We start from the raw sequence: 25,224 nt of genomic DNA, 5'->3' as shown, positions 1-25,224 counted from the left end.
TTGTGCTATAGTAGCGCCCCTTTTTCAGCCCGAACTTCGACTCGCTTAGCTATTATGACGTCCACATCCCGTAACGCTTTTCCCGCCCATCGTTTTTCCATCGCGCCGATGCTCGACTGGACCGATCGCCATTGCCGCTATTTCCTGCGCCAACTCTCATCGCAGGTGCTGCTCTATACCGAAATGGTGACGACCGGCGCGATCATTCATGGCAAAGGGGATTACCTCGCCTATAGCGAAGAGGAACATCCGGTGGCGTTACAGCTCGGCGGGAGCGATCCGGCGGCGCTGGCGCACTGCGCGAAGCTTGCCGAGACGCGCGGCTATGACGAGATAAACCTTAATGTCGGCTGCCCGTCCGACCGTGTCCAGAATGGCCGCTTCGGCGCCTGCCTGATGGGCGAGGCGCAACTCGTCGCCGATTGCATTAAGGCGATGCGCGACGTGGTCTCCATTCCGGTGACGGTGAAAACCCGTATCGGCATCGACGACCAGGACAGCTACGAATTCCTCTGCGATTTCGTCGGCACCGTGGCGGAGCAGGGCGGCTGCGACACCTTTATTATTCATGCGCGCAAGGCGTGGCTCTCCGGCCTGAGCCCAAAAGAGAACCGCGAAATCCCGCCGCTGGATTACCCGCGCGTTTATCAGCTCAAGCGCGATTTCCCGAAGCTTACGATGTCGATTAACGGCGGCATCAAAACGCTGGATGACGTGAAAACGCACCTTGAACATATGGATGGCGTAATGGTGGGCCGCGAGGCGTACCAGAATCCTGGCATACTGGCGTCGGTCGATCGCGAAATCTTCGGGCTTAATGTGCCGGATGCCGATCCGGTGGCGGTAGTGCGCGCCATGTATCCGTATATTGAGCGTGAGCTGGCGAAAGGCACATATCTGGGTCACGTCACCCGCCATATGCTCGGCCTGTTCCAGGGCATTCCCGGCGCGCGGCAGTGGCGTCGCTATCTCAGCGAAAACGCCCATAAGCCTGGCGCGGATATTAACGTGCTGGAGCAGGCGTTAAAGCTGGTGGCTGATAAACGTTAAGTTCACCAGAATATCGTCAATTTCACTAACGCCCCGGATGACATGCCGGGGCGTTTCTTTTGAATTCAGTAAGTTAAATCTGGCACGAAACTTGTAATAGCAGGGCATAACGTTTTTAAGGAGAACGAGAATGTTTGAACTGCTGTTTGTGGTGGCTTTCTTTCTGATGCTGCTGGCGACCGGCGTGTCGCTTATCGGGATTATCGCCGCGCTGATGGTGGCAACGCTGGTGATGTTTTTCGGTGGCGTGTTCGCGCTGATGATTAAAGTGTTGCCGTGGCTGCTGCTGGCAGTGGCGGTGGTGTGGGTGATCCGCACCGTGAAGGCCCCGAAAGTGCCCGAGTATCGTCGCACCTCACGTTACAGCCGGGCGAATCGCTGGCGTTACTAATAAGTTGCGGGGTTGATCACAACCTCGCAACTTTCCATGTTACTTTGCGCGCTAAGCCATGTTTTTTAACGGGCCTGTCTGGCACTATGTCAGCCGTGTTACCGAATTCATCAGCGCTGTACCCTACATATAGCGCAAACAATAAAAAGAAAGGGCTTCCTGCGGGAAGCCCTAATTCTTTCAGGGAATCAACAGGCTGGAGCCTTGCGTACTGCGGCTTTCCAGCGTCTTATGGGCGCGCGCGGCGTCTTTGAGCGCAAACTTCTGGCTCTGCGCCACCTCCACTTTAATCACCCCGCTGGCGATAAGCGAAAAGAGCTCGTTACTGGCTTCTTCCAGCTCGGCGCGATTGGTCAGATAGCCATTCAGTGACGGGCGGGTCACGTAGAGCGAGCCTTTCTGGTTAAGAATACCGAGATTCACGCCCGTCACCGGGCCGGAGGAGTTACCGAAGCTCACCATCAGGCCGCGACGTTGCAGGCAGTCGAGCGACGACTCCCAGGTCTCTTTACCCACCGAGTCATACACGACGCGCACTTTTTTCCCGCCGGTCAGTTCACGCACTCTTTCAGGCACATTCTCTTCACGGTAGTTGATGGTTTGCCACGCGCCCGCCTGTTTCGCCCGCTGGGCTTTTTCGGCCGAACCGACCGTGCCGATAAGCCGCGCGCCCAGCGCTTTCGCCCACTGGCAGGCGATAAGCCCGACGCCGCCCGCGGCGGCATGGAACAAAAACATCTCGTCGGGTTTAATTTCATACGTTTTGCGCAGCAGATAAAACACCGTCAGCCCTTTTAAAAAGCAGGCCGCCGCCTGTTCAAACGAGATAACATCCGGGAGCACAACGGCTTTCTCCGCCGGCACGTTATGCACCGAGCTGTAGGCACCGAGCGCCGACTGTGCGTAGACGACGCGATCGCCGGGTTTGAGGTGCGTCACGCCGCTGCCCACTTTAGTGACGACGCCCGCCGCTTCGGTGCCAAGGCCCGCCGGGAGCGCCGGTGGCGGGTAAAGACCGCTGCGAATATAGGTGTCGATATAGTTGATGCCGATGGCTTTGTTTTCCACCTGCACTTCCAGCTCGTCCGGGTCGGCCGGGGTAAAGGTCACCGCTTTTAACACTTCTGGTCCGCCATGCTGGCTGAACTCAATACGCGTCGCCATAGGAACTCCTTGTTAAGTGTCGGGCATGAAAGCAGGAGCGCGCAAACTGAGTACAAAACGACTCAGATCAGATACACTCCTCATTCTCTCTGATGATGATTTTTGGTAACTCCATTCACTATGGCAGGAAATAAACCCTTCAACAAACCCACTGAACCTCGTGACCCGCAGGTCGCCGGGCTGAAAATGCCGCCGCATTCCATGGAGGCGGAACAGTCGGTGTTGGGCGGTTTGATGCTGGATAACGAGCGCTGGGACGATGTGGCCGAGCGTGTCGTGGCCGAGGATTTTTACACCCGCCAGCACCGCATGATCTTCACCGAAATGCATCGCCTGCAGGAGATGGGCAAACCCATCGATCTGATTACGCTTTCTGAATCGCTGGAACTTCAGGGGCAGCTCGAAAGCGTCGGCGGTTTTGCGTATCTCGCGGAGCTGTCGAAAAATACGCCAAGTGCTGCGAACATCAGCGCTTATGCTGATATCGTGCGCGAACGCGCTGTCGTACGCGACATGATTTCCGTCGCCAATGAAATTGCCGACGCCGGTTACGATCCGCAGGGCCGTACCAGTGAAGATCTGCTCGATCTCGCCGAATCGCGCGTCTTTCAGATAGCCGAAAACCGCGCCAATAAAGACGAAGGGCCGAAAAGTATCGATCAGATCTTAGAAGCCACCGTCGCGCGTATCGAAACGCTCTATCAGCAGCCGCACGACGGCGTGACGGGCGTGGATACCGGCTATCAGGATCTCAATAAAAAGACCGCGGGCTTACAGCGCTCGGATCTGATCATCGTGGCGGCGCGTCCGTCGATGGGTAAAACCACCTTCGCGATGAACCTGTGTGAAAACGCCGCGATGCTGCAGGATAAACCGGTGCTGATCTTCTCCCTTGAGATGCCCGGCGAGCAGATCATGATGCGTATGCTGGCGTCGCTCTCCCGCGTGGATCAGACGCGTATTCGTACCGGTCAGTTGGATGACGAAGACTGGGCGCGTATTTCTGGCACGATGGGCATCCTGCTTGAGAAGCGCAATATGTATATTGACGACTCCTCGGGCCTGACGCCGACGGAAGTGCGCTCCCGCGCGCGCCGTATTTATCGCGAGCACGGCGGCTTAAGCCTGATTATGATCGACTACTTACAGCTGATGCGCGTACCGTCGCTCTCTGATAACCGTACGCTGGAAATCGCCGAGATTTCCCGCTCGCTGAAAGCGCTGGCGAAAGAGCTTCAGGTGCCGGTGGTGGCGCTCTCGCAGCTTAACCGCTCGCTGGAACAGCGCGCCGACAAGCGCCCGGTGAACTCGGATCTGCGTGAATCCGGCTCTATCGAGCAGGACGCCGACCTTATCATGTTTATCTATCGTGACGAGGTGTATCACGAAAACAGTGACTTAAAAGGCATCGCGGAGATTATTATCGGTAAGCAGCGTAACGGCCCGATAGGCACGGTGCGCCTGACGTTTAATGGGCAGTGGTCGCGGTTTGATAACTACGCGGGTCCCCAGTACGACGACGAATAATTAATTTGGCTATTTCACTTGCGATTTTGGGCTTGGGCAGTGCTCGCCATCCTCACGTACTTCAGTACGCTCCGGTGGCTGCGCGCTGGCCGCACCCAAACTCGCTGCGCCAATAACGCCAAATTGTCTGTAGCTTAAAAGTTAATACACCAAAATAACTGCAAGGAAAGTCAATGCAAGCGGCAACTGTGGTAGTAAACCGCCGCGCTCTGCGTCACAACCTGCAACGCCTGCGTGAACTGGCGCCTGCCAGTAAACTGGTTGCGGTGGTGAAGGCAAACGCCTATGGACACGGTCTTCTTGAGACCGCCCGCACTCTTCCTGATGCCGATGCGTTCGGCGTGGCGCGCCTCGAAGAGGCGCTGCGCCTGCGCGAAGGCGGCATTACCCAACCCATTCTTTTGCTCGAAGGCTTTTTCAACGCAGCCGATCTGCCCGCGATTGCCGCGCAACGATTCCACACCGCGGTACACAGCGAAGAGCAACTGGCGGCGCTGGAGCAGGCGACGCTCTCAGAGCCAGTCACCGTCTGGATGAAGCTGGATACCGGTATGCATCGCTTAGGCGTGCGCCCGGAGGCGGCGCAGGCGTTTTACGACAGGCTCGCGGCCTGTAAAAATGTGCTCCAGCCGGTGAACGTGGTGAGCCATTTCGCGCGTGCCGACGAGCCAGACTGCGGTGCCACCGAACGCCAGCTCGATATCTTCAACAGCTTTACCCACGACAAACCGGGTAAGCGCTCGATTGCCGCGTCCGGCGGGATCCTGTTCTGGCCACAGTCGCATTTCGACTGGGTGCGCCCCGGCATTATTCTCTACGGCGTATCGCCGCTCGATACCCACCCGTGGGGCGCGGAGCTTGGCTTTCAGCCTGCGATGTCGCTGACGTCAAGCCTTATCGCTGTGCGTGACCACAAAGCGGGCGAACCCGTCGGTTATGGCGGCACCTGGGTGAGCGAGCGCGATACGCGGCTTGGCGTCGTGGCGATGGGCTATGGCGACGGGTATCCGCGCTGCGCGCCGACGGGTACGCCGGTGCTGGTTAATGGCCGTGAAGTGCCGATTGTCGGGCGCGTGGCGATGGATATGATCTGCGTCGATTTAGGCCCTGACGCGGCGGAAAAAGCGGGTGATACGGTAATCATGTGGGGCGAGGCGCTGCTGGTCGAGCGTATCGCCGAAGCGACGGGAGTGAGTGCTTACGAACTTGTAACGCGGCTGACCTCCAGGGTGGCAATGCGTTACCTCGACTGAAGGTACGCATACGTTAATCCTCGTTTTTACTGACGGTGGGTGCGCTTCGCTTACCCACCCTACCAACATCGACATGTCTTCTGTAGGGTGGGTAAGCGAAGCGCACCCGCCGTGGAGGGCCACACAACGGCCCCGCCACTCGCATATGCAACATACCTGTCACATCGCTCTCGATCTGCTGCGCTATCCGGTTTATTGTGAAGACACATCACACCGTAAATCTGGAGAACCAAGCGTGTTTCAGAATGTTGACGCCTACGCCGGCGACCCCATCCTCTCGCTGATGGAACGCTTTAAAGAAGATCCCCGCAGCGACAAAGTAAACCTGAGTATCGGCCTCTATTACAACGAACAAAATATCATTCCACAGCTGCAGGCCGTAGCGCAGGCGGAACAACGGCTGAACGCGCAGCCGCACGGTGCCTCGCTTTATCTTCCGATGGAAGGGCTCAACAACTACCGCAGCGCCATTGCGCCGCTCCTGTTCGGTGCCGATCATCCGGCGCTGGCTGCAGGGCGTATCGCCAGCATCCAGACGGTGGGCGGTTCCGGCGCGCTGAAAATCGGTGCGGATTTCCTTAAGCGTTATTTTCCGCAGTCCCGTGTCTGGGTGAGCGATCCGACCTGGGAAAACCATATCGCCATCTTTAACGGCGCAGGCTTTGAAGTAAGCACTTACCCCTGGTTTGACGAAGAGACCAACGGCGTGCGTTTCGAGGCGCTGCTTGAAAAGCTCAACACGCTGCCTGCGCGCGATATCGTGCTGCTGCACCCGTGCTGCCACAACCCCACCGGCGCCGATCTGACTAACGCCCAGTGGGACGCCGTGGTTGACGTGCTAAAAGCGCGCGAGCTTATCCCGTTCCTGGATATCGCTTATCAGGGCTTTGGCGCAGGCATGGAAGAAGATGCCTACGCTATACGCGCTATCGCCAGCGCGGGCCTGCCGGCGCTGGTCAGCAACTCGTTTTCAAAAATCTTCTCGCTCTATGGCGAACGTGTGGGCGGGTTGTCTGTCGTTTGTGACGATGCGGAAACCGCTGCTCGCGTGCTCGGTCAGTTGAAAGCGACCGTGCGCCGCAACTACTCCAGCCCGCCGAATTTCGGCGCGCAGGTCGTGGCCACGGTACTTAACGACGCCACGCTGAAAGCGCAGTGGCTCGCGGAAGTGGAAGCAATGCGCCGCCGCATTCTGGAGATGCGCCAGGCGCTGGTGGATGTGCTCAAAACAGAAGTGCCGGGGCGCAATTTCGATTATCTGCTTAAACAGCGCGGCATGTTCAGCTACACCGGTCTCAGTGCCGCGCAAGTTGACCGCCTGCGTGATGAGTTCGGCGTGTATCTGATTAGCAGTGGACGCATGTGCGTGGCGGGCCTTAACAGCCGTAACGTAAAACAGGTGGCACAGGCGTTTGCCGCCGTGATGTAACGCCGTTTAAAAGCGCTGCCTGGCAGCGCTTTTGCTATTCTGCAACTCTGTTTTCGGATCTTCTTAAATGTGATTCGCCGATTTGTAAAATATCATTAGTTTTCACAAAGCAGTCGCTTCTTATATATCCCTACCGTTAAAGCACAACATTACTTTTTAAAACTTTAATGCGCTTTTCGTGAGTTATTTTCCATATTTGTTCATTAGTGGATGCCTTTACTACGTACGCGTTTTTCTGCTATTTATTTCGGAAATGTGTAATTACTTTTTATTGACGGAAAGGTTTGTATTCTTTTACAGGAATTTTTTGTGGAAATTGCATCGTGGCGATATAGGTAAAACAACTTTTATGTAGTCAGGTTGCGGGTACAACAACTATCAATTCGCAGCCTGTAAACAAGGATTGTTGAGGAATTAACGTGATTTTTTATCGTGCAACCGTATGTATAGCGATCCTGTCGTTGCTGGCGGCCGTTCGCTCCCAGGCTTTCGCCGATACTCCTGAAAATCAGCAGTCATTAAATCAAAAACAGCAGAACGAAGCCCGCCAGGAAAGCCTGGCTACGCAAAGTAAATCCTTACTTTCATCCACCAGTAATAAACCTGAAGAGGGGCTGAATTTACCTCAGGAAGCGCCCTGCTATCCTGTTAACGCCATTGAGTTTGAGAATAAAAACGCGGTAGCGCACTGGATGACATTTCAGGATGTGATGCGCAGCGTGAGAGGGAAATGCGTTGGTATTAATGGTTTGAAAATGATCCATAGAGCGGTGCAAAACCGGCTGATAGAACATGGCTATATTACGACGCGCGTATTGATTCCGGCGCAGGATCTCAAAAGCGGCACGCTCAAGTTTCAAATTCTTCCGGGCACGATTAGCGATATTGTTTTTAAAGGTGACGGTGAAGAATATATTCATGCAATAAATAATTTCCCTGAACGTGAGGGCGACGTTCTCGATTTGCGTGGCCTTGAACAAGGGCTCGAGAATCTGCAACGCACGCCTGGCTCTGAGGCAACGATCAATCTGGTGCCCGGCGCGAAGCCGGGCGAAACGCGCGTTGAAGTCATGCGTACTCAGCCGAAACACTGGCGTCTCGGTGCCTGGGCGGATGACTCCGGCAGCAAATATACCGGGCGTTATCAGAGCGGTCTGGCACTTTATCTGGATAATCTCACCTCGTTTAACGATATGTTTTATATCGCTTATGGCGGCGGGCTTAAAAATGAGGATGGCAGGCGCAGCGATAACGTCTCGGCGTTTTACTCAGTCCCGTGGGGGTACTGGCAGCTTGAACTGTATGGCAGCAAATACCGCTATACCCAAACTATTCATGACAGTGTCTCCCGCTATCTTTATAGCGGCATTGAAAAATACCTCAGCGCGCAGCTTAGCCGGGTTATTTACCGCAGCGCCAGCCAGAAAACCACGCTGGCGATAAAGGCTTTCCGCCGTCATTCCACCTATCTGCTTAATGATGTGGAAATCGAGGTGCAGCGGCGAAAAACCAGCAACTGGAAGCTGTCGCTGGAACATCTGGCATATCTCCCGTTCGGACAGATCAAAGGCAGTCTGGGCTACCAGAAAGCCGCGCACTGGTTTAATGAACAAGAGGATGCCGAAGAAATGGTCGGCAACGCCGATGCGCAGGCGCGCATTATTACGCTCGGCGTTGATGGCGCGTTCCCGTTCAGATTTGGCGATGTCGCGATGAGTTATGAGCCGCACTTTATGTCTCAGACATCGCCGGATCGCCTGACGCAGCCGGATAAATTCACGATCGGCAACCGCTGGACGGTGCGCGGTTTCGATGGCGAAACCACCATTTATGCTGATAAAGGCTGGTATCTGCGAAACGACATTAATCTCAATCTGCCGCAGTGGGGAATGCAGCCCTATCTTGGTGTTGATTACGGCGAAGTAAAAGGCTCGAAAAATGATTACTGGAGCGGCAAGCAACTGGCGGGCACGGCGCTTGGCGTGCGCGGCGTAAAAGGCCAATTTGGCTACGATCTTTTTGCCGGCGTGCCGCTTATGAAACCGCAGGATCTGCATACCAGTCCTTTCACGCTCGGTTTTGCCGTGCAGTGGCAATACTGACTCCATCTTGCTGGCGCGATGTGTAAAATTACAGCAGAACGCCAGCGAAATTTTGCCTTTTGCCGCTCAGCCTGCACACTTAGAAGATCACTATTTTTAAGGGGCAGCGTATGTGGTTTCAACAAACCCTGACATTAAAAGCCAGACCGCGGGGTTTTCATCTCATCACGGATGACATCATCAGCCAGCTTCCCGCGCTTTCACAGGTGAAGACCGGGCTGCTGCATCTCTTGCTTCAGCACACCTCAGCCTCTTTAACGCTTAATGAAAATTGCGATCCTTCGGTGCGTCGCGATATGGAGCGTTATTTTCTGGGCACTGTACCGGATAACGGGCATTACGAGCATGATGCTGAAGGACCAGACGATATGCCGGCGCATATCAAATCTTCCACGCTTGGCGTTTCCCTGACATTACCGGTTAAGCAGGGACGCCTGCTGCTCGGCACCTGGCAGGGTATCTGGCTTGGAGAACACCGTAACCATGGCGGTTCGCGGCGCATAGTCGCGACGCTTCAAGGAGAATCCTTATGACTAATTCTGATTTGCTGGATTACTGCATGAACAAACCGGGCGCTGAACAGAGCGAGCATCGGGAGTGGAAAGCGGCGCAAATTAAAGTCGGCGATGTGATGTTTGCGATGGTGCACGAGGTTAACCAGCGTCCTGCCGTGTCACTGAAAACCAGCCCGGAGCTGGCGGAACTCTTGCGTCAGGAACACAAAGATGTGTTTCCCAGCGCACAGCTGAATAAAGCGCACTGGAGCACGGTCTTTCTGGATGGCGACCTGCCGGATTCGCAGATTTACTATCTGGTTGATGCGTCGTATCAGCAGGCGCTGGGTCTGTTGCCAGAGCACATTCGCCAGCAACTGTCGGTATGAACGCTGGCAAGCGACGCTATTTCGCGATGCCTGACAGCGCGTTATGTGATTGAGCGACTAAGGGGGCCGGTCACCAGATCCAGCAGCCTGATCGTCAGGGACTGAATGCGCGCGCGCAATACGATCTCACTGCTGTTAGCGTGGATCTGCGCGATCGTTTTCTGTTTATTCAGCAGCGCAGTCATATCGTCTTCACTGATAAGCCCCTGCGCCCGATCCAGCAGCGCCTGAGCGGTTAACTCCGCGCTGGTTTTGATAAATGTCTCTCTGTCGCTCAGGCCCTGTTTCAGGAGACCAAGACATTCATCCACCGCGATTTTCCCGGCCTGCTTCTGAAATTGCGGCGATGTCAGTAGCTGGCTGACGGCGTTAATTAGCGTACTCATGAACACTCTCCTCTACTCACAGGGCGAAGCGGGGCGTCTGCATTCGCCCCGGACCGCTTCGAGATAAGCCAGCCGGGCCTGGTCACGCCAGAGCGCGGTCTGTGCTGGCGTAAAAGGGCGCTGTTGTTTGACCAACCGGGCATGATCTTCCTGATAAACCGATTGCAACAGGCGCAAATTATCGGTGCGCAGCGGGTCACCCAGGCTTTCGGCATACGCGAGGGCTTCAGCAAAGCGCAACTGCAGAGTGTGGTCAGCGTCTTCGAGCGCGGCGGTGTCCAGCACTCCCGAGGGCGCGGTAAAATCGTCGATAAACTGCAAATGTGCCGCCATCAGATCGGTTAACTGCGCATGCGCGCGTGGTTGATAATTTCCTACCAGACTACACGCTGAAATGAGCACCGTCAGACAAAGCAGCCATCCCGGAAGATAGCGCGTTAGCGTTGATATGCGCGGCATGAGATCCCCCTGCGTTTACCCGCTCTGTACGAAATTCAGCAGCAGACCGTGGCGCGCGCAAATCATCTTTGCTCACGCACTTCGCAAGAAACATCATCAGAAATAAGTGAGGGGAAATGAGGCGCGTCGGGCCGGACGACCCGACGCGTAAGAGTTACTTCAGAAGCGGTTTCAGGAAGCGAGCGGTATGCGAGGCTTCGCACTCCGCCACGGTTTCTGGCGTGCCGGAAACGAGGATCTCGCCGCCGCCGCTGCCGCCTTCCGGGCCCAGATCGACGATCCAGTCGGCGGTTTTAATAACATCCAGATTGTGCTCAATCACCACGATCGTGTTGCCCTGATCCCGCAGCTGATGCAGTACCGCCAGCAGTTGCTGGATATCCGCGAAGTGCAGACCGGTGGTCGGCTCATCGAGAATATAGAGCGTCTGCCCGGTGCCGCGTTTTGAAAGTTCACGGGCGAGCTTGACGCGCTGCGCTTCACCACCGGAAAGCGTGGTGGCGGACTGGCCGAGACGAATATAAGTCAGACCAACGTCCATCAGCGTTTGCAGCTTACGCGCCAGCGCTGGAACCGCGTCGAAAAACTCGCGCGCTTCTTCGATGGTCATATCCAGCACTTCATGAATGGTCTTGCCTTTATATTTGATCTCAAGCGTTTCGCGGTTATAGCGTTTGCCTTTGCACTGATCGCACGGCACGTAGATATCCGGCAGGAAGTGCATCTCAACCTTGATAACGCCATCGCCCTGGCAGGCTTCACAGCGGCCGCCGCGCACGTTAAAGCTAAAGCGCCCTGGCGTATAGCCGCGAGCGCGCGCTTCCGGCACGCCCGCGAACAGTTCACGCACTGGCGTAAAGACGCCGGTATAGGTCGCCGGGTTCGAACGCGGAGTACGGCCAATCGGACTCTGGTCGATATCGATAACTTTATCGAAATGTTCCATGCCCTGAACGTCGCGATACGGCGCCGGTTCGGCGATCGTCGCGCCGTTGAGCTGGCGCTGGGCAATCGGGAACAGGGTATCGTTGATAAGCGTCGATTTACCGGAGCCAGAAACGCCAGTCACGCAGGTAAAGAGCCCAACCGGCAGCGTCAGGGTCACATCTTTCAGGTTGTTGCCGCGCGCACCGGTCAGCCTCAGCACTTTTTCCGGATCGGCTTTCACGCGCTCTTTCGGCACTTCAATCTTGCGCTTACCGCTCATGAACTGGCCCGTGAGCGATTCCGGCACCGCCATAATGGCGTCAAGCGGGCCTTCCGCGACGACCTGGCCGCCGTGTACGCCCGCGCCCGGGCCGATGTCGATCACGTGGTCGGCGGCGCGGATGGCGTCTTCATCGTGCTCCACCACAATCACGGTATTGCCAAGATTACGCAGGTGAATCAGCGTACCGAGCAGACGTTCGTTATCGCGCTGGTGCAGGCCGATGGACGGCTCATCCAGCACATACATCACGCCCACCAGGCCCGCGCCAATCTGGCTTGCCAGACGGATACGCTGCGCCTCGCCGCCCGAAAGCGTTTCCGCCGAACGGGAGAGCGTCAGGTAGTTCAGTCCGACGTTCACCAGGAATTTCAGGCGATCGCCAATCTCTTTCAATACTTTTTCAGCAATTTTGGCGCGCTGGCCGGAGAGCTTCATGTTATTGAAGAACTCCATCGCGTGGCCGATGCTCATGTCGGAAATGGTCGGCAGCGCGGTGTTTTCGACAAACACGTGGCGCGCTTCGCGACGCAGACGCGTGCCTTCGCAGGTGGCACACGGGCGGTTGCTGATAAATTTCGCCAGCTCCTCGCGCACCGCGTTGGATTCGGTCTCTTTGTAGCGGCGCTCCATATTGTGCAGCACGCCTTCAAACGGATGACGACGCACGGACGTATCGCCGCGATCGTTCATATATTTGAATTCGATAGTTTCTTTACCGGAGCCGAACAGCACCGCCTTCTGCACTTTATCGCTGAGCGTATTCCACGGCGCTTCGACGTCAAACTTATAGTGTTCCGCCAGCGAGCGCAGCATCTGGAAATAGTAAAAATTGCGGCGATCCCAGCCGCGGATGGCACCGCCCGCGAGCGACAGCTCGCCGTTCTGCACCACGCGATCCGGGTCAAAATATTGCTGCACGCCAAGACCGTCGCAGGTCGGGCATGCGCCAGCCGGGTTGTTAAACGAAAACAGGCGCGGCTCAAGCTCGCGCATACTGTAGCCGCAAATCGGGCAGGCGAAGTTGGCGGAGAACAGCAGCTCTTCCGCTTTTTCGTCATCCATATCCGCCACGACCGCCGTACCGCCGGAAAGCTCAAGCGCGGTTTCAAACGATTCGGCCAGGCGCTGCGCTAAATCTTCACGCACTTTGAAGCGGTCCACGACCACTTCGATGGTGTGTTTCTTCTGCAATTCCAGCTTCGGTGGATCAGAGAGATCGCACACTTCGCCATCGATACGCGCGCGGATATAGCCCTGGCTTGCCAGGTTTTCCAGCGTCTTGGTGTGCTCGCCTTTACGCTCTTTAATGACCGGCGCAAGCAGCATCAGGCGCTTGCCCTCAGGCAGCGCCAGCACGTTGTCGACCATCTGGCTGACGGTTTGTGCCGCAAGCGTAACGTCGTGATCCGGGCAGCGCGGTTCGCCGACGCGGGCGTAGAGCAGACGCAGATAGTCGTGGATTTCCGTGATAGTCCCCACGGTAGAACGCGGGTTATGAGACGTCGATTTCTGCTCGATGGAAATAGCAGGCGACAGCCCTTCGATATGATCGACATCCGGCTTTTCCATCAGCGAAAGGAACTGACGCGCGTAGGCGGAAAGCGACTCGACATAACGGCGCTGCCCTTCAGCGTAGAGCGTGTCGAAAGCCAGCGAAGATTTGCCGGAACCCGACAGCCCGGTCACGACGATCAGTTTGTCGCGCGGAATGACGAGATTGATATTTTTGAGATTGTGGGTGCGGGCGCCCCGAACTTCTATCTTATCCATTCACCTTTCCTGGATTTGAACGCTAATGCCTGGGTGTTTGAAGGACAACCGGTGGCCAGAAACGGTTAATTATGACACAATTTAACCTGAATGGATATCCAGTATTTAGTTGCAACTGTGTATACTGTGTGAACATTTCCTGAAGCCGTCTCGCAGCTATCAACATTGAAGGCTGACGTGGTAGAATGGAATGTTTACACTATTAAGAAATGTTTTCAGGAGACACGATCATGGCCAGCAGAGGCGTAAACAAGGTGATTCTCGTCGGTAATCTGGGGCAGGACCCGGAAGTACGCTACATGCCGAACGGCGGGGCCGTGGCGAACCTGCGCCTGGCAACTTCCGAATCCTGGCGCGACAAGCAGACCGGTGAGATGAAAGAAGTGACCGAATGGCACAGCGTCGTGCTGTACGGGAAACTGGCGGAAGTGGCGGGCGAATATCTGCGTAAAGGCTCGCAGGTGTACATCGAAGGCCAGCTGCGCACCCGTAAGTGGCAGGATCAGAGCGGTCAGGATCGCTACTCTACCGAAGTTGTGGTGAATGTCGGTGGCACCATGCAGATGCTGGGCAGCCGTCAGGGCGGCGGCGCAGGCGGCAACATGGGCGGCGGTCAGCAGCAGGGCGGTTGGGGTCAGCCTCAGCAGCCGCAGCAGCAGGGTGGCGGCGCGCAGTTCAGCGGCGGCGCACAGTCCCGTCCGCAGCAGCAGGCGCCAGCGCCTTCTAACGAACCGCCGATGGATTTCGACGACGATATCCCGTTCTGATAGCGCGGCGTTCTGCACGGAAGGCCTCTCTTCAGAAAGTGTTGAAAAGCTCTGCTCCGGCAGGGCTTTTTCTTTATGGTTTTCGGCTGAGGCTGTTGAGTGCTTCGGGCCGATTCCCGCCAGGCACAGTTGTTTGTATCGTTAAGCACAATGCACCTCTTACTGACGATTAACGGCACCCCATTTTTCTCTGCTGGCACGATTAAACCGCCGACAAATGAAGGGCATGACGCTTTTCCGCGATGCGGCGCTAAATCTCGCCGCCGGAATGCCGATATAGGTTGCATGAAGTCTTCATACGTTCCGTACGTTTTCGGCAGGGATGATGCCCCACAGTGCAGGTTAGCCCATGTCAGAAAGAGATCGCGACCAACTCCTTAGCCAGGCGACCGACCAGTACTGGCAACACATTATTCCGATCGTCTGGCTGGCGTTGCTGATTCATGTCGGGCTGATTTTCCTGTTTCTGTCGATGAGTATTCCGACGCTCGCCATTTTTAATATTTTCAGCGTGATGGTTTATATCCACTGCCTGAATGAAATAGAGCATTACCGGTATCTGTATGTCGGTACGCTGATGAGCGTGGAAATTCTGGCGCATGCCGTTGCCACTACGGCGTTGCTGGGCTGGGAGAGTAATTTTTACCTGTTTGTTTTTTCGCTGATCCCCATCGTGTCGTTCAGCTTTCAGCAGGTGCCGGTGCGGCGCGCGCTGTTCCTGGCCGCGATCGCGGTGCTTGGCACGGTGGGTTACGCGCTGCGACATCACACCGGTACGGCGTCCGGGTTAAGCCCGTCAGTGCTGAACGGCATCGGCATTGCGAATGCCGTGATGGCGATTGGGCTGTTAACGTACACCACGCTACGTTCGGTCGAATTCACCCACACGATGAAATTCGATCTCTTTAATACGGCGAGCCGCGACAGCCTGACGAACCTCTATACCCGGCGTCACTTTATGCATCAGGTTTCGCTGCTCGATAAACAGGTGGGCAGTCATAACGTAACGCTGTTGCTGCTGGATATCGATCATTTCAAGGCCATTAATGACAGTTGCGGTCACAGCTATGGCGACATGATTTTGCAGCGCATCGCGCGGGCGATTACCGACAACGTGCGCGAAAGCGACATCGTGGCGCGCTGGGGCGGTGAAGAGTTTCTGGTAATGATGCCGGATACATCACTGGCAGATGCCAGACGTGTGGCGGAGCGGCTGCTGACGCGCATTCAGGAGTGGGTTGGCCAGACGGATAAAAATCCGCGAGAAGTCACCGCGACGCTTGCGATCAGCGCTTTCGGCAAAGATGAAGAGTTTGAAAAAGCGCTCAATCGCGCTGACAAAATGTTGTACGCCGGTAAGCAACAGGGGAGAAATCGTCTGGTTATCGCTGATTAACTTGCTGATTTAAAAATTAAAAAAAGCCAAAGATAACCCCGGGATACTCCTTAGTTAGCATTTTCCCGGTGGGGGTGAAGTGCCATGCTCTGCGATTCCTTCCTGTGCGACGGCGTTTATTGACGAGCCCGCCAGTTGCCGCCCGCAGGTGAATTTCACACAGGGAATGCAAGCGATGACACAGGAACCGAATCCGTTTACCGCCGCCTGGAGCCGTAACGGCAATCTGCTCTGCCACGGTCACTGGATTATTACGTTTGAAGAACGCCCGGTGACGTTGCCGCAACACTGGCAGGATAAGGCGATGAACACCTGGGGGATCTACTCGATTATCGATCCCGAGGACGAAACGTTCGCCGACGGGCTGGAAGAAGAGGAGTGGATTGTCGAGAACGTCGAGTGGCTGACCGACTGGTTTTTCGATAACCATATTCCGCTGGAGGAGCGTTATTACCGCGCCTTCTGGCGGGCTATCAATAAAGCGGACTGGCGCTGTACCAGTTGCGCCGGTTGTATGTAAGGGCCTGGCAGAAAATAAAAAAGCCCCTGATGCAGGGGCTTAAATGAAAGACGGTGAGGTTATCAGGTCACGACCATCGGCCATTCTGGCGGCGTGTGGCTCATCACTTCCACCATTACGTCTTTCATATTGTGCCAGATGGCGTGGAAGTCGATGCTGACGCCGAGCAGGCCCGTCGCGAAGACGCAGGACGCGGCGATACCCAGCCCGCTGCTGATCACCGCCAGCGCCTGGTAGTCGGATTTGCGAAACTGAATATTAAGCGTGCTGGCAAGAAACATTAAAACCGCACCCAGAAGTTGCCAGCGCATCAGTACCATGCTGGCGGTAAGCGTAGCCATGAAACCAGTCCTCAAAAAGCGTTCTGCCGCGCGGTGGCCGGAACGCGGCAGGCCTGGCGCGGCGCTAAAATTTAACGTGACGGCAAGCATGTAAACTTGCACACTAAGTGTGAACTGTATCACATTTGTTGTTTTATTCGCCAGTCTGGCGGGCGCGCTTTGGTGAAAAAAAGCGCACGATCCATGAGATCGCCGGCAACCGTTCGCAATAAAAAATGGTCGAAAAGAAAGCAGTGAAAAAATCCCACAACGGATTTTACTAATGCATAAATTTTCATTTCGACACAAAAAAAACGCCGCCCGTACATTTTTTCGGCAGCTTTGATTAATTTAACTTAAAACGCTTTCTGAAGTGGTTGATGAATTTTTAGCACGGTTATCAACGCGGATATTTCACTTAAGAAAAATTAAATAGCCATTCCCTATTTTCCTTATGGCAAATTTTAATGTTTCGCGTGAAATATTGGATGGATAACTGGAAATGGCTATTGCCAATGCGTGCTGATTGATGCAACGTAAACACCTGTTTGCGATGTGTCTCATCAGGCGATTAATGTGACACAGAAAGCAGGGATATGAGGCCATAATGAATTTCAGGGCACGACGTCAGGCGTTGCGAATCTCAGGCATAATCATGGTGGTCCTACTGCCTGTGATGCTTGCGCTTTGGGTCGCCCATCATCGCGCGGTCAACGAGACGCGGGCGCACCTGGATACCTTCGCACAACTGGTCCTCAACCGTACCGAGCTGGTATTAAGCCATGTCGATGAAGCCCGTAATGAAGCCGAAAAATATCAGGGCGAAATATGCTCCTCTGCGCATCAGCGTAATATGCTGGATATTTCACGCGGGCAAATTTATATCGAAGATCTCATTTACGCCCAGGGTGATGAACTATTATGTTCCCCTCTGTTCGATCAGCCTTTTATTCTCTCGCCTGCGAATTACACGCGCTCGCCGGATATCGCCATTTATTATTATCGTGACACGCCATTCTTTTCCGGTCACAAAATGGTTTATTTGCGTAAAGGGAATTATGTCGCGGTGGTTAACCCGCTCTCCTTTAGCGAAATATTATCTAATGATGACACTATCACTTATGGCGTGTATGACACCGTCACCCGGGAGTTTTTTTCGGTAAGTGACAAAGCCGACGCCCGTGCGCTCGCGCCTTTTGCGCGTTCACAGAATACGGATTTCCAGAAAGATGGCCGTTTCTGGTCGATAGTGCTTTCTGGTAAGCGCCCGATTGCCGTCGCCGTTTCCACCAGCGACGCCTGGTTCTGGCAGGCGTGGCGGCATCAGATGTCGGTCATGCTGCCCCTTGGACTTATCATGGGCGGTTTGCTGGTTTTTCTCGGCTCGCGCACCCGTCACCGTTTTAACTCGCCGAGCCGCCAGCTTCAGCGCGCGTTGCATAAACGCGCGCTGCGCCTGCATTACCAGCCGATTATGGATATCAAGCACGGCATGTGCGTCGGTGCGGAAGCGCTGCTGCGCTGGCCCGGCTACAACGGTCAGGTGATGAGCCCGGCGGAGTTTATCCCGCTGGCCGAAAAAACCGGGATGATCGCGCAGGTTACGGATTATGTGGTGGAAGAGTTATTTAATGACTTAGGCCATTTCCTGGCGACCCACCCGCAGATTTATATTTCTATTAACCTTTCGGCATCCGATTTCCATTCGTCGCGCCTGATAGCGTTAATCGAAGGGAAAAATAACCAGCACGGCGTACGCGCGCAGCAAATCAAGATTGAAGTGACTGAGCGGGGCTTTATTGACGTGCCGCGCACCACCCCGGTTATTCAGGCGTTTCGCCAGTCAGGGTTTGAGATTGCGATTGACGATTTCGGCACCGGATATTCCAACCTTCATAATCTCTATTCGCTGAACGTCGATATTCTGAAAATTGATAAGTCGTTTATCGATACCTTAACCACCAATAGCACCAGCCATCTGATTGCAGAGCATATTATCGATATGGCCCAGAGCCTGCGGCTGAAAATTATCGCCGAGGGCGTGGAAACCGCCGAACAGGTGGGCTGGCTGTTAAAGCGTGGAGTGCAATATTGTCAGGGGTGGCATTTCTCAAAAGCGCTACCGCGTCAGGAGTTTGTCGCCTGGCTGCAACAGGATGACGCCCGGGCGATGCCGGGCTGGCAGAACTGCGCCGTTAATCGTCAGGCGCTCTGACGATAATCGCTCGGCGTGCGGTCGAACTGACGGCGGAATATCCGCGAAAACGTCTGTTGCGACACATAGCCATAATCCATCGCAATATCAAAAATCGGTCGCCGGGTCGTACGCAACTCCTGCGCCGCCAGTTGCAAACGCCGCTTGCGAATATACTCACCCAGCGTCTGATGCATGACAGTGCGAAACATCCGCTGTAAATACCATTTCGAATAGCCCGACTTCTTTGCCACCACATCGATATTCAGTGGCTGGTCAATATGCTCATCAATCCATTGCGTCAGTGCGTGGATAATTTCCTGATGTGACATAAGCCGTCCTCTTCCTCTGTTTTGGGTTAGCCGTTCTTCTGGTCGGCGAGTATAATTCCTCAAGTTAACTTGAGGTAAAGCCCCCGATGGAAAAGAAAGCACCCAGAATCAAATCGCTGCTGACGCCGGGCGAAGTCGCGAAGCGCAGCGGTGTTGCCGTCTCCGCGCTGCACTTCTATGAAAGCAAAGGGTTGATTAAAAGCACCCGCAACAGCGGCAACCAGCGGCGTTACCGGCGCGACGTGCTGCGTCAGGTGGCGATCATTAAAATCGCCCAGCGTATCGGCATTCCGCTGGCGACGATTGGCGAGGCTATCGGCGTGCTGCCTGAAGGGCATAACCTGAGCCCGAAGGCCTGGAAGCAGCTCTCCACGCAGTGGCGCGAGGAGCTGGACCGGCGTATTAAAACGCTGACCGCGCTGCGTGACGATCTGGATGGCTGCATTGGCTGTGGTTGCCTGTCGCACCGCGATTGCCCGCTGCGTAACCCCGAAGACCGTCTGGGCGCGCAGGGCAGCGGGGCACGTCTGCTGGAGGACGAATAAGCGGCGCGCAAACAAATTCGGTGCGCCGCCGGTGGATTCTCTATAGTTAATGCAATGAAAAGCGAAAGGAAAACGCCATGCTGACGGTCCACCATCTGAATAACTCCCGCTCGCAGCGCATTCTTTTTGCGCTTGAAGAGCTTGGTAAGCCTTATGAACTGGTGCGCTACCAGCGCGAGCCCACTATGCTTGCGCCACCTGCGCTTAAGAAAGTGCATCCGCTCGGTAAGTCGCCGGTGCTGGAGGATAACGGCCAGAAAATTATCGAATCCGGCGCGATTCTGGAATATCTCCAGGAGACCTATGACACTGAACAACGCCTGAAGCCGCAGAGTGCGGAGGAGAAAATCCAGTACCGTATCTGGCTGCATTACGCCGAAGGCTCCCTGATGCCGCTGCTGTTGATGAAGCTGGTGTTTGGCAGTCTCGGGAAAAAGCCCGTTCCGTTCGGGCTTCGCACCCTCGGCAAAGCGCTCGGGCAGGGCGTTCAGAAAGCCTGGCTTAATAAGCAGCTCGCCACCCACACCCGCTTTATGGAAGATCACCTGACGCAGCATCCGTGGTTTGCCGGACAGACGTTCAGCATGGCGGATATTCAGATGAGCTTCCCGGTGATCGCCCTGCTGGCGCGCAGCGATTCCGGCGAGTTCCGCCAGCTACGTGCCTGGCTGACTAATCTTCAGGCTCGCCCGGCCTGGCAGCGCGCTATCGAAAAAGGCGGCCCGCTGGCAATCCCCGGCAGCTAATCGTTATGGCCTTCCTCTGAAGGCCCTATTTTGCGCATCAACGATATCGTTTGCGCAGCCTGCGCTGAATTATTCATCAGCCAGCGCAACTTTTTGCCAAAAGGCTTAAAGTTCTGTTGAAAATCCCCGTCCTAAGGCTGGATAATCGTTTGCCTTAAAATTTTGCCGTTTTTTGCGCGTGGAGTTAAACGTTTGCTTTTTGTGGCCCCTCCAAAACCACAAACAGAACGCAGGGAGTTAACGTTTGATCCGCAGCGGGTTGTTTGCCACGCGCGAGCTTTAAAAACTCACACTTTTCAGGGGATGTCTCATTATGTCTACGCCTTCTGCGCGTAACGGCGGTTCACTCGACGCCTTTTTTAAAATTTCCGCGCGCGGCAGTAACGTGCGTCAGGAGATTGTTGCCGGTCTCACCACGTTTCTCGCGATGGTCTATTCAGTGATCGTCGTGCCGGGCATGCTCGGCAAAGCCGGTTTCCCGCCTGCCGCCGTGTTTGTCGCCACTTGTCTGGTGGCAGGCGTTGGCTCCATCGTGATGGGGCTGTGGGCGAATTTGCCGCTGGCGATTGGTTGCGCCATCTCGCTGACCGCCTTTACCGCGTTCAGCCTGGTGCTCGGGCAGCACATCAGCGTACCGGTCGCACTCGGCGCGGTCTTCCTGATGGGCGTGCTGTTTACCGTGATTTCCGCAACCGGCATTCGTAGCTGGATCCTGCGTAACCTGCCGCAGGGCGTGGCGCACGGCACCGGCATTGGTATCGGTCTGTTCCTGCTGCTGATTGCCGCGAACGGCGTGGGCCTGGTCATTAAGAACCCGCTCGACGGCTTGCCGGTGGCGCTCGGCCATTTCGCGAGTTTCCCGGTGATCATGTCGCTGATTGGCCTTGCAGTCATTATCGGCCTTGAGAAACTCAAAGTGCCGGGCGGCATTCTGCTGACCATCATCGGTATTTCGATTGTCGGCCTGATTTTCGACCCGACGGTGAAATTCACCGGCCTGTTCGCCATGCCGTCGCTGAGCGATGAGAAGGGCAATTCGCTGATTGGCAGCCTGGATATCATGGGCGCGCTCGATCCTGTGGTGATTCCGAGCGTGCTGGCGCTGGTGATGACCGCCGTGTTTGACGCCACCGGCACCATTCGCGCGGTCGCGGGCCAGGCGAATCTGCTGGATAAAGACGGTCAGATCATCGACGGCGGCAAAGCGCTGACCACCGATTCCCTCTCCAGCGTCTTCTCAGGCCTGGTGGGCGCGGCACCGGCGGCGGTGTATATCGAATCTGCCGCAGGCACCGCGGCGGGCGGTAAAACGGGCCTGACGGCGATTACCGTCGGCGTGCTGTTCCTGCTTATCCTGTTCCTCTCGCCGCTCTCGTACCTGGTGCCGGCGTATGCTACAGCGCCCGCGCTGATGTATGTTGGCCTGCTGATGCTGAGCAACGTGGCGAAAATCGACTTCGCTGATTTCGTGGACGCGATGGCGGGGCTGATTACCGCGGTGTTTATCGTGCTGACCTGCAACATCGTGACCGGCATCATGATAGGCTTTGCGTCGCTGGTCATTGGCCGCGTCGTTTCCGGCGAGTTCCGCAAGCTCAATATCGGTACTGTCGTCATCGCTATCGCGCTGGTCGCTTTCTACGCGGGCGGCTGGGCAATCTAAACCTTTCTTTAACGAAGCGGGCTGCGGCCCGCTTTTTTCCTGCTTTCAGGGCACAACCTGATTCCTTTTCCGGCGCGTCAGTGTTCTATTATCAAAGGTGAGTCTTTCATCACAGATAATAAGGAGCCGCTCAGACCGCATGGAAATCTTTTTTACCATCCTCATCATGACCCTTATGGTATCGCTCTCCGGGGTCGTCACTCGTATGCTGCCCTTCCAGATCCCGCTGCCGCTGATGCAGATAGCCATCGGGGCGCTGCTCGCCTGGCCTACGTTCGGTCTGCACGTCGACTTTAACCCCGAGCTGTTCCTGGTCCTGTTTATTCCGCCGCTGCTGTTCGCCGACGGCTGGAAAACCCCGACCCGCGAATTTCTCGATCACGGCCGCGAAATTATCGGCCTCGCGCTGGCGCTGGTGGTGGTCACCGTTGTCGGCATCGGTTTTCTGATCTACTGGATGGTGCCGGGTATTCCGCTCATTCCTGCTTTCGCGCTGGCGGCGGTGCTGTCGCCAACCGATGCGGTGGCGCTCTCCGGCATTGTGGGTGAAGGCCGCATCCCGAAAAAAATCATGGGAATTTTGCAGGGCGAGGCGCTGATGAACGACGCCTCCGGCCTGGTGTCCCTGAAATTCGCCGTCGCGGTCGCGATGGGGACGATGGTCTTTACCGTGGGCGGCGCGTCGCTGGAGTTTTTAAAAGTGGCGATTGGCGGCCTGCTCGCCGGGATCGCGGTAAGCTGGCTGTATGGCCGCTCGCTGCGCCTGCTGAGCCGCTGGGGCGGCGATGAGCCCGCTACGCAGATAGTCCTGCTGTTCCTGCTGCCGTTCGCCTCTTATCTGATTGCCGAACATATCGGCTTCTCCGGCATTCTGGCCGCGGTGGCCGCCGGGATGACCATCACCCGCTCCGGCGTGATGCGCACCGCGCCGCTGGCGATGCGTCTGCGCGCCAACAGCGTCTGGTCGATGCTGGAGTTTGTGTTTAACGGCATGGTGTTCCTGATGCTTGGCCTGCAACTGCCGGGGATTATGGAAACGTCGCTTGCCGCAGCGGAGAAAGATCCGAACGTCGAGACCTGGATGCTGTTCATGGATGTCGTTCTGATCTACGGCGCGCTGATTGGCGTGCGTTTCCTGTGGCTGTGGATCATGAAGCGCTTTAGCCTGCGTTTTCTGAAGAAAAAACCGCTGACGTTTGGCGAGTACTCGACGCGCGAGCTGCTGGTGGCGTCGTTCGCTGGCGTGCGCGGGGCGATTACGCTTGCGGGTGTGCTCTCTATTCCGCTGCTGCTGCCGGACGGCTCGCCGTTCCCGGCGCGCTATGAGCTGGTGTTCCTGGCCGCGGGCGTCATTCTTTTCTCGCTGTTTGTCGGTGTGATCCTGCTGCCGATTCTGCTGCAACAGGTCGAGACGCCGGACCACGGCCTGGCGCATAAAGAAGAACGGATGGCGCGTTCGGTGACGGCGGAAGTGGCGATTACCGCCATTCAGAAAATGGAAGAGCGTCTGGCTGCGGATACCGAAGAGAACATCGACGACCAGTTGCTAAGAGAGGTTTCCGCGCGTGTGGTGGGGAACCTGCGCCGCCGTGCCGACGGGCGCAACGATGTCGAAAACAGCGAGCTTGAGGAAAATCTTGAGCGCCGTTTCCGCCTGACCGCACTGCGTGCCGAGCGCGCCGAGCTGTATCACCTGCGCGCCACGCGGCAAATCAGTAACGAGACGCTGCAAAAAATGCTGCACGATATGGACCTGCTCGAAGCGCTGCTGATGGAGCGTAAATAACCGCAACCGCCGGAGTTTTCCGGCGGTTTTTTTTACCGTCCCGTCAGCCGTCGCACCAGTTCAAACTCGCTAAAATTCACCGGCCGCTGTTGCTGCATCGAGATATTCCCGGCAATGCCTGTGAGAATGGACATCGCGCCCGCACGGTGATCGGCGGCGCGTTGCAGCGGGTCGTCGCCCGGCTCGCCGAAGAGGTCCGCCAGCATCGCGTTGTCGCCGCCGCCGTGTCCTCCTTCGCCCAGCGTGAAATCCGCCTTCCAGGGGGCCGCGAACATCGGGTAAACCATGATATCGCAACGGTCGAGACTGCCTTCGGCCTCACGCAGCCCGCCGCCGTTAACGTAAGAGTTTTCCACCAGTTTCATTTCAAGCCGACCGCGGCTGCCGTTAAACACCACGTTGAGTCCCTCCTGCGGCAGATACGCATTGAGCGAATAGGTGAGCTGCGTCTGGTTCTGGTATTTCACCAGCACTGAGAGCGTATCCTCAATGGTAATGCCGTCGCCAAAAACGCTCTGATCGCGAAAGTAGCTGTCCTCGTGTTCGGCATCCAGATACAGCGCTTTAAGCGGCGCGCTCTCCTCCATGTGCAGCGCGAACGGGTCGTCTTTCGCCGCCGCATAGCCATGGGCGCGCGGGTAAAAGTGCGAAACGCCGCGCTTTTCGGCGTTTTCACGCCCATAAAAACGCAGCGCGCCTTCGGCGTAAACCCGTTGCGGGTAGCTGCCGAGCCAGAAATTCATTAAGTCGAAATGATGGGTGGATTTATGCACCAGCAGGCCGCCGCTGTTGCGCTTCTCCCGGTGCCAGCGGCGGAAATAGTCCGCGCCATGTTCGGTATTCAGCAGCCATTCGAAATGCACCGAAAACACCTCGCCGATGGTGCCGTTCATCAGCAGTTCGCGCACTTTGCTGTGGTGCGGCGCATAGCGGTAGTTGAAGGTCACGCGCACCTCGCGGCCCGTCTCTTCAATGGCGTTGAGGATGCGCAGCGCACGCGCTTCGTCGATGGTCATGGGTTTTTCGGTGATAACATCGCAGCCCGCATGAAGGGCGCGGACGATATAATCGTCGTGGGTCCGGTCCATCGTGGTGACGATGACCGTATCGGGCCGGGTGTCGCGGATCATCGCTTCAAACTGCGCGGCGACGAAACAGGGCGCTGGCGGCGCGCCTGCGTTTTCCAACAGGCGATTAGCGTAGCGCATGCGGGTCTGGTTGGTGTCGCAGAACGCGACCATCTGCGCGGTGTCGCGAAACGTCTTACCGATAGCCTCGATATACATACCGGCGCGCCCGCCGGTTCCCACCAGGGCGTATTTTTTCATCGC

The 25,224-nt window shown here is 56.1% G+C and carries 23 protein-coding genes; 16 read left to right on the top strand and 7 right to left on the bottom strand.

Going from position 1 to position 25,224, the window contains the following annotated elements; translation table 11 throughout:
- Nucleotides 1–54: 54 nt before the first annotated feature.
- Together dusA and pspG are read left to right on the top strand one after the other, a co-directional pair.
- Nucleotides 55–1,050, top strand: a complete 996-nt coding sequence (gene dusA, locus ACUW6V_RS10470) for a tRNA dihydrouridine(20/20a) synthase DusA (RefSeq protein WP_454038334.1) — start codon at nt 55–57, stop codon at nt 1,048–1,050.
- Nucleotides 1,051–1,180: 130 nt separating this feature from the next.
- Nucleotides 1,181–1,441: an envelope stress response protein PspG gene (pspG, locus tag ACUW6V_RS10465; RefSeq protein WP_014727959.1), complete on the top strand. Its 261-nt coding sequence runs from the start codon at nt 1,181–1,183 to the stop codon at nt 1,439–1,441.
- Nucleotides 1,442–1,621: 180 nt separating this feature from the next.
- Here pspG and ACUW6V_RS10460 read toward each other — a convergent pair whose 3' ends face one another.
- Nucleotides 1,622–2,605 (bottom strand): NADPH:quinone reductase, encoded by a 984-nt coding sequence (locus ACUW6V_RS10460; RefSeq protein ID WP_454038333.1) that lies wholly within the window; start codon nt 2,603–2,605, stop codon nt 1,622–1,624.
- 120 nt (nt 2,606–2,725) lie between these two features.
- On the opposite strand from ACUW6V_RS10460, the gene dnaB reads away from it, so the two are divergent.
- The 6 genes from dnaB to ACUW6V_RS10430 all read left to right on the top strand — a co-directional run bounded on the left by dnaB (nt 2,726) and on the right by ACUW6V_RS10430 (nt 9,799).
- Complete coding sequence (gene dnaB, locus ACUW6V_RS10455) at nt 2,726–4,132, top strand: replicative DNA helicase (RefSeq protein WP_004388597.1); 1,407 nt, start codon at nt 2,726–2,728, stop codon at nt 4,130–4,132.
- Between the two features lie 173 nt (nt 4,133–4,305).
- Complete coding sequence (gene alr / locus ACUW6V_RS10450) at nt 4,306–5,385, top strand: alanine racemase (RefSeq protein WP_454038332.1); 1,080 nt, start codon at nt 4,306–4,308, stop codon at nt 5,383–5,385.
- Between the two features lie 235 nt (nt 5,386–5,620).
- Entirely contained in the window at nt 5,621–6,814 is a 1,194-nt protein-coding gene (gene tyrB, locus ACUW6V_RS10445) for an aromatic amino acid transaminase (protein WP_454038331.1), read from the top strand.
- 419 nt (nt 6,815–7,233) lie between these two features.
- Nucleotides 7,234–8,916 carry a ShlB/FhaC/HecB family hemolysin secretion/activation protein gene (locus ACUW6V_RS10440; protein ID WP_454038330.1) on the top strand — a complete coding sequence of 561 codons (1,683 nt, stop codon included), beginning with the start codon at nt 7,234–7,236 and terminating at the stop codon, nt 8,914–8,916.
- Nucleotides 8,917–9,026: 110 nt separating this feature from the next.
- A complete protein-coding gene (locus ACUW6V_RS10435; protein ID WP_012123629.1) occupies nt 9,027–9,449 on the top strand; it encodes a secondary thiamine-phosphate synthase enzyme YjbQ in 423 nt (140 codons plus the stop codon).
- Complete coding sequence (locus ACUW6V_RS10430) at nt 9,446–9,799, top strand: MmcQ/YjbR family DNA-binding protein (protein WP_007893292.1); 354 nt, start codon at nt 9,446–9,448, stop codon at nt 9,797–9,799. Before ACUW6V_RS10435 ends, ACUW6V_RS10430 begins: the two co-directional genes overlap by 4 nt.
- A gap of 41 nt (nt 9,800–9,840) precedes the next feature.
- Here the strand turns inward: ACUW6V_RS10430 and ACUW6V_RS10425 are convergent, their stop codons facing one another.
- The 3 genes from ACUW6V_RS10425 to uvrA all read right to left on the bottom strand — a co-directional run bounded on the left by ACUW6V_RS10425 (nt 9,841) and on the right by uvrA (nt 13,624).
- Complete coding sequence (locus ACUW6V_RS10425; RefSeq protein ID WP_171965633.1) at nt 9,841–10,185, bottom strand: hypothetical protein; 345 nt, start codon at nt 10,183–10,185, stop codon at nt 9,841–9,843.
- 12 nt (nt 10,186–10,197) lie between these two features.
- Nucleotides 10,198–10,644: a hypothetical protein gene (locus ACUW6V_RS10420; RefSeq protein ID WP_454038329.1), complete on the bottom strand. Its 447-nt coding sequence runs from the start codon at nt 10,642–10,644 to the stop codon at nt 10,198–10,200.
- Between the two features lie 154 nt (nt 10,645–10,798).
- Complete coding sequence (gene uvrA / locus ACUW6V_RS10415) at nt 10,799–13,624, bottom strand: excinuclease ABC subunit UvrA (protein ID WP_097564156.1); 2,826 nt, start codon at nt 13,622–13,624, stop codon at nt 10,799–10,801.
- Nucleotides 13,625–13,854: 230 nt separating this feature from the next.
- On the opposite strand from uvrA, the gene ssb1 reads away from it, so the two are divergent.
- The 3 genes from ssb1 (at nt 13,855) to ACUW6V_RS10400 (ending at nt 16,307) form a co-directional block, all read left to right on the top strand.
- The gene (gene ssb1, locus ACUW6V_RS10410; RefSeq protein WP_142969971.1) at nt 13,855–14,391 is read left to right on the top strand and encodes a single-stranded DNA-binding protein SSB1; all 537 of its coding nucleotides are present in this window, start codon (nt 13,855–13,857) and stop codon (nt 14,389–14,391) included.
- A gap of 349 nt (nt 14,392–14,740) precedes the next feature.
- The gene (locus ACUW6V_RS10405; RefSeq protein WP_063265181.1) at nt 14,741–15,787 is read left to right on the top strand and encodes a GGDEF domain-containing protein; all 1,047 of its coding nucleotides are present in this window, start codon (nt 14,741–14,743) and stop codon (nt 15,785–15,787) included.
- A 175-nt stretch (nt 15,788–15,962) separates the two neighbouring features.
- Nucleotides 15,963–16,307 carry a hypothetical protein gene (locus ACUW6V_RS10400; protein WP_014727966.1) on the top strand — a complete coding sequence of 115 codons (345 nt, stop codon included), beginning with the start codon at nt 15,963–15,965 and terminating at the stop codon, nt 16,305–16,307.
- 62 nt (nt 16,308–16,369) lie between these two features.
- Here ACUW6V_RS10400 and ACUW6V_RS10395 read toward each other — a convergent pair whose 3' ends face one another.
- Nucleotides 16,370–16,648 (bottom strand): YjcB family protein, encoded by a 279-nt coding sequence (locus tag ACUW6V_RS10395; RefSeq protein ID WP_004386205.1) that lies wholly within the window; start codon nt 16,646–16,648, stop codon nt 16,370–16,372.
- A gap of 586 nt (nt 16,649–17,234) precedes the next feature.
- Here ACUW6V_RS10395 and ACUW6V_RS10390 point away from each other — a divergent pair.
- Nucleotides 17,235–18,842, top strand: coding sequence for an EAL domain-containing protein (locus ACUW6V_RS10390; protein ID WP_142408030.1), 1,608 nt, complete (start codon nt 17,235–17,237; stop codon nt 18,840–18,842).
- On the opposite strand, the gene soxS is transcribed toward ACUW6V_RS10390, so the two are convergent.
- Nucleotides 18,830–19,153, bottom strand: coding sequence for a superoxide response transcriptional regulator SoxS (gene soxS, locus ACUW6V_RS10385; protein WP_004386206.1), 324 nt, complete (start codon nt 19,151–19,153; stop codon nt 18,830–18,832). The genes ACUW6V_RS10390 and soxS overlap by 13 nt on opposite strands.
- 86 nt (nt 19,154–19,239) lie before the next feature.
- Here soxS and soxR point away from each other — a divergent pair, with 86 nt between their 5' ends.
- The 4 genes from soxR to ACUW6V_RS10365 all read left to right on the top strand — a co-directional run bounded on the left by soxR (nt 19,240) and on the right by ACUW6V_RS10365 (nt 23,893).
- On the top strand, nt 19,240–19,698 hold the full coding sequence (gene soxR, locus ACUW6V_RS10380) for a redox-sensitive transcriptional activator SoxR (RefSeq protein ID WP_004386207.1): 459 nt from the start codon (nt 19,240–19,242) through the stop codon (nt 19,696–19,698).
- Nucleotides 19,699–19,775: 77 nt separating this feature from the next.
- The gene (locus tag ACUW6V_RS10375) at nt 19,776–20,444 is read left to right on the top strand and encodes a glutathione S-transferase family protein (protein WP_014727969.1); all 669 of its coding nucleotides are present in this window, start codon (nt 19,776–19,778) and stop codon (nt 20,442–20,444) included.
- Between the two features lie 313 nt (nt 20,445–20,757).
- On the top strand, nt 20,758–22,107 hold the full coding sequence (gene ghxP / locus ACUW6V_RS10370) for a guanine/hypoxanthine transporter GhxP (protein ID WP_004386209.1): 1,350 nt from the start codon (nt 20,758–20,760) through the stop codon (nt 22,105–22,107).
- 139 nt (nt 22,108–22,246) lie between these two features.
- A complete protein-coding gene (locus tag ACUW6V_RS10365) occupies nt 22,247–23,893 on the top strand; it encodes a Na+/H+ antiporter (RefSeq protein WP_007778478.1) in 1,647 nt (548 codons plus the stop codon).
- Nucleotides 23,894–23,925: 32 nt separating this feature from the next.
- Here the strand turns inward: ACUW6V_RS10365 and ACUW6V_RS10360 are convergent, their stop codons facing one another.
- Complete coding sequence (locus ACUW6V_RS10360; RefSeq protein ID WP_454038328.1) at nt 23,926–25,221, bottom strand: Gfo/Idh/MocA family protein; 1,296 nt, start codon at nt 25,219–25,221, stop codon at nt 23,926–23,928.
- Between the last annotated feature and the right edge of the window lie 3 nt (nt 25,222–25,224).

Source organism: Cronobacter sp. 153480017-3 (genome assembly GCF_053627815.1).
The sequence above is the reverse complement of the archived record's forward strand: the minus strand, read 5'-3'. Positions and strand labels throughout refer to the sequence as shown.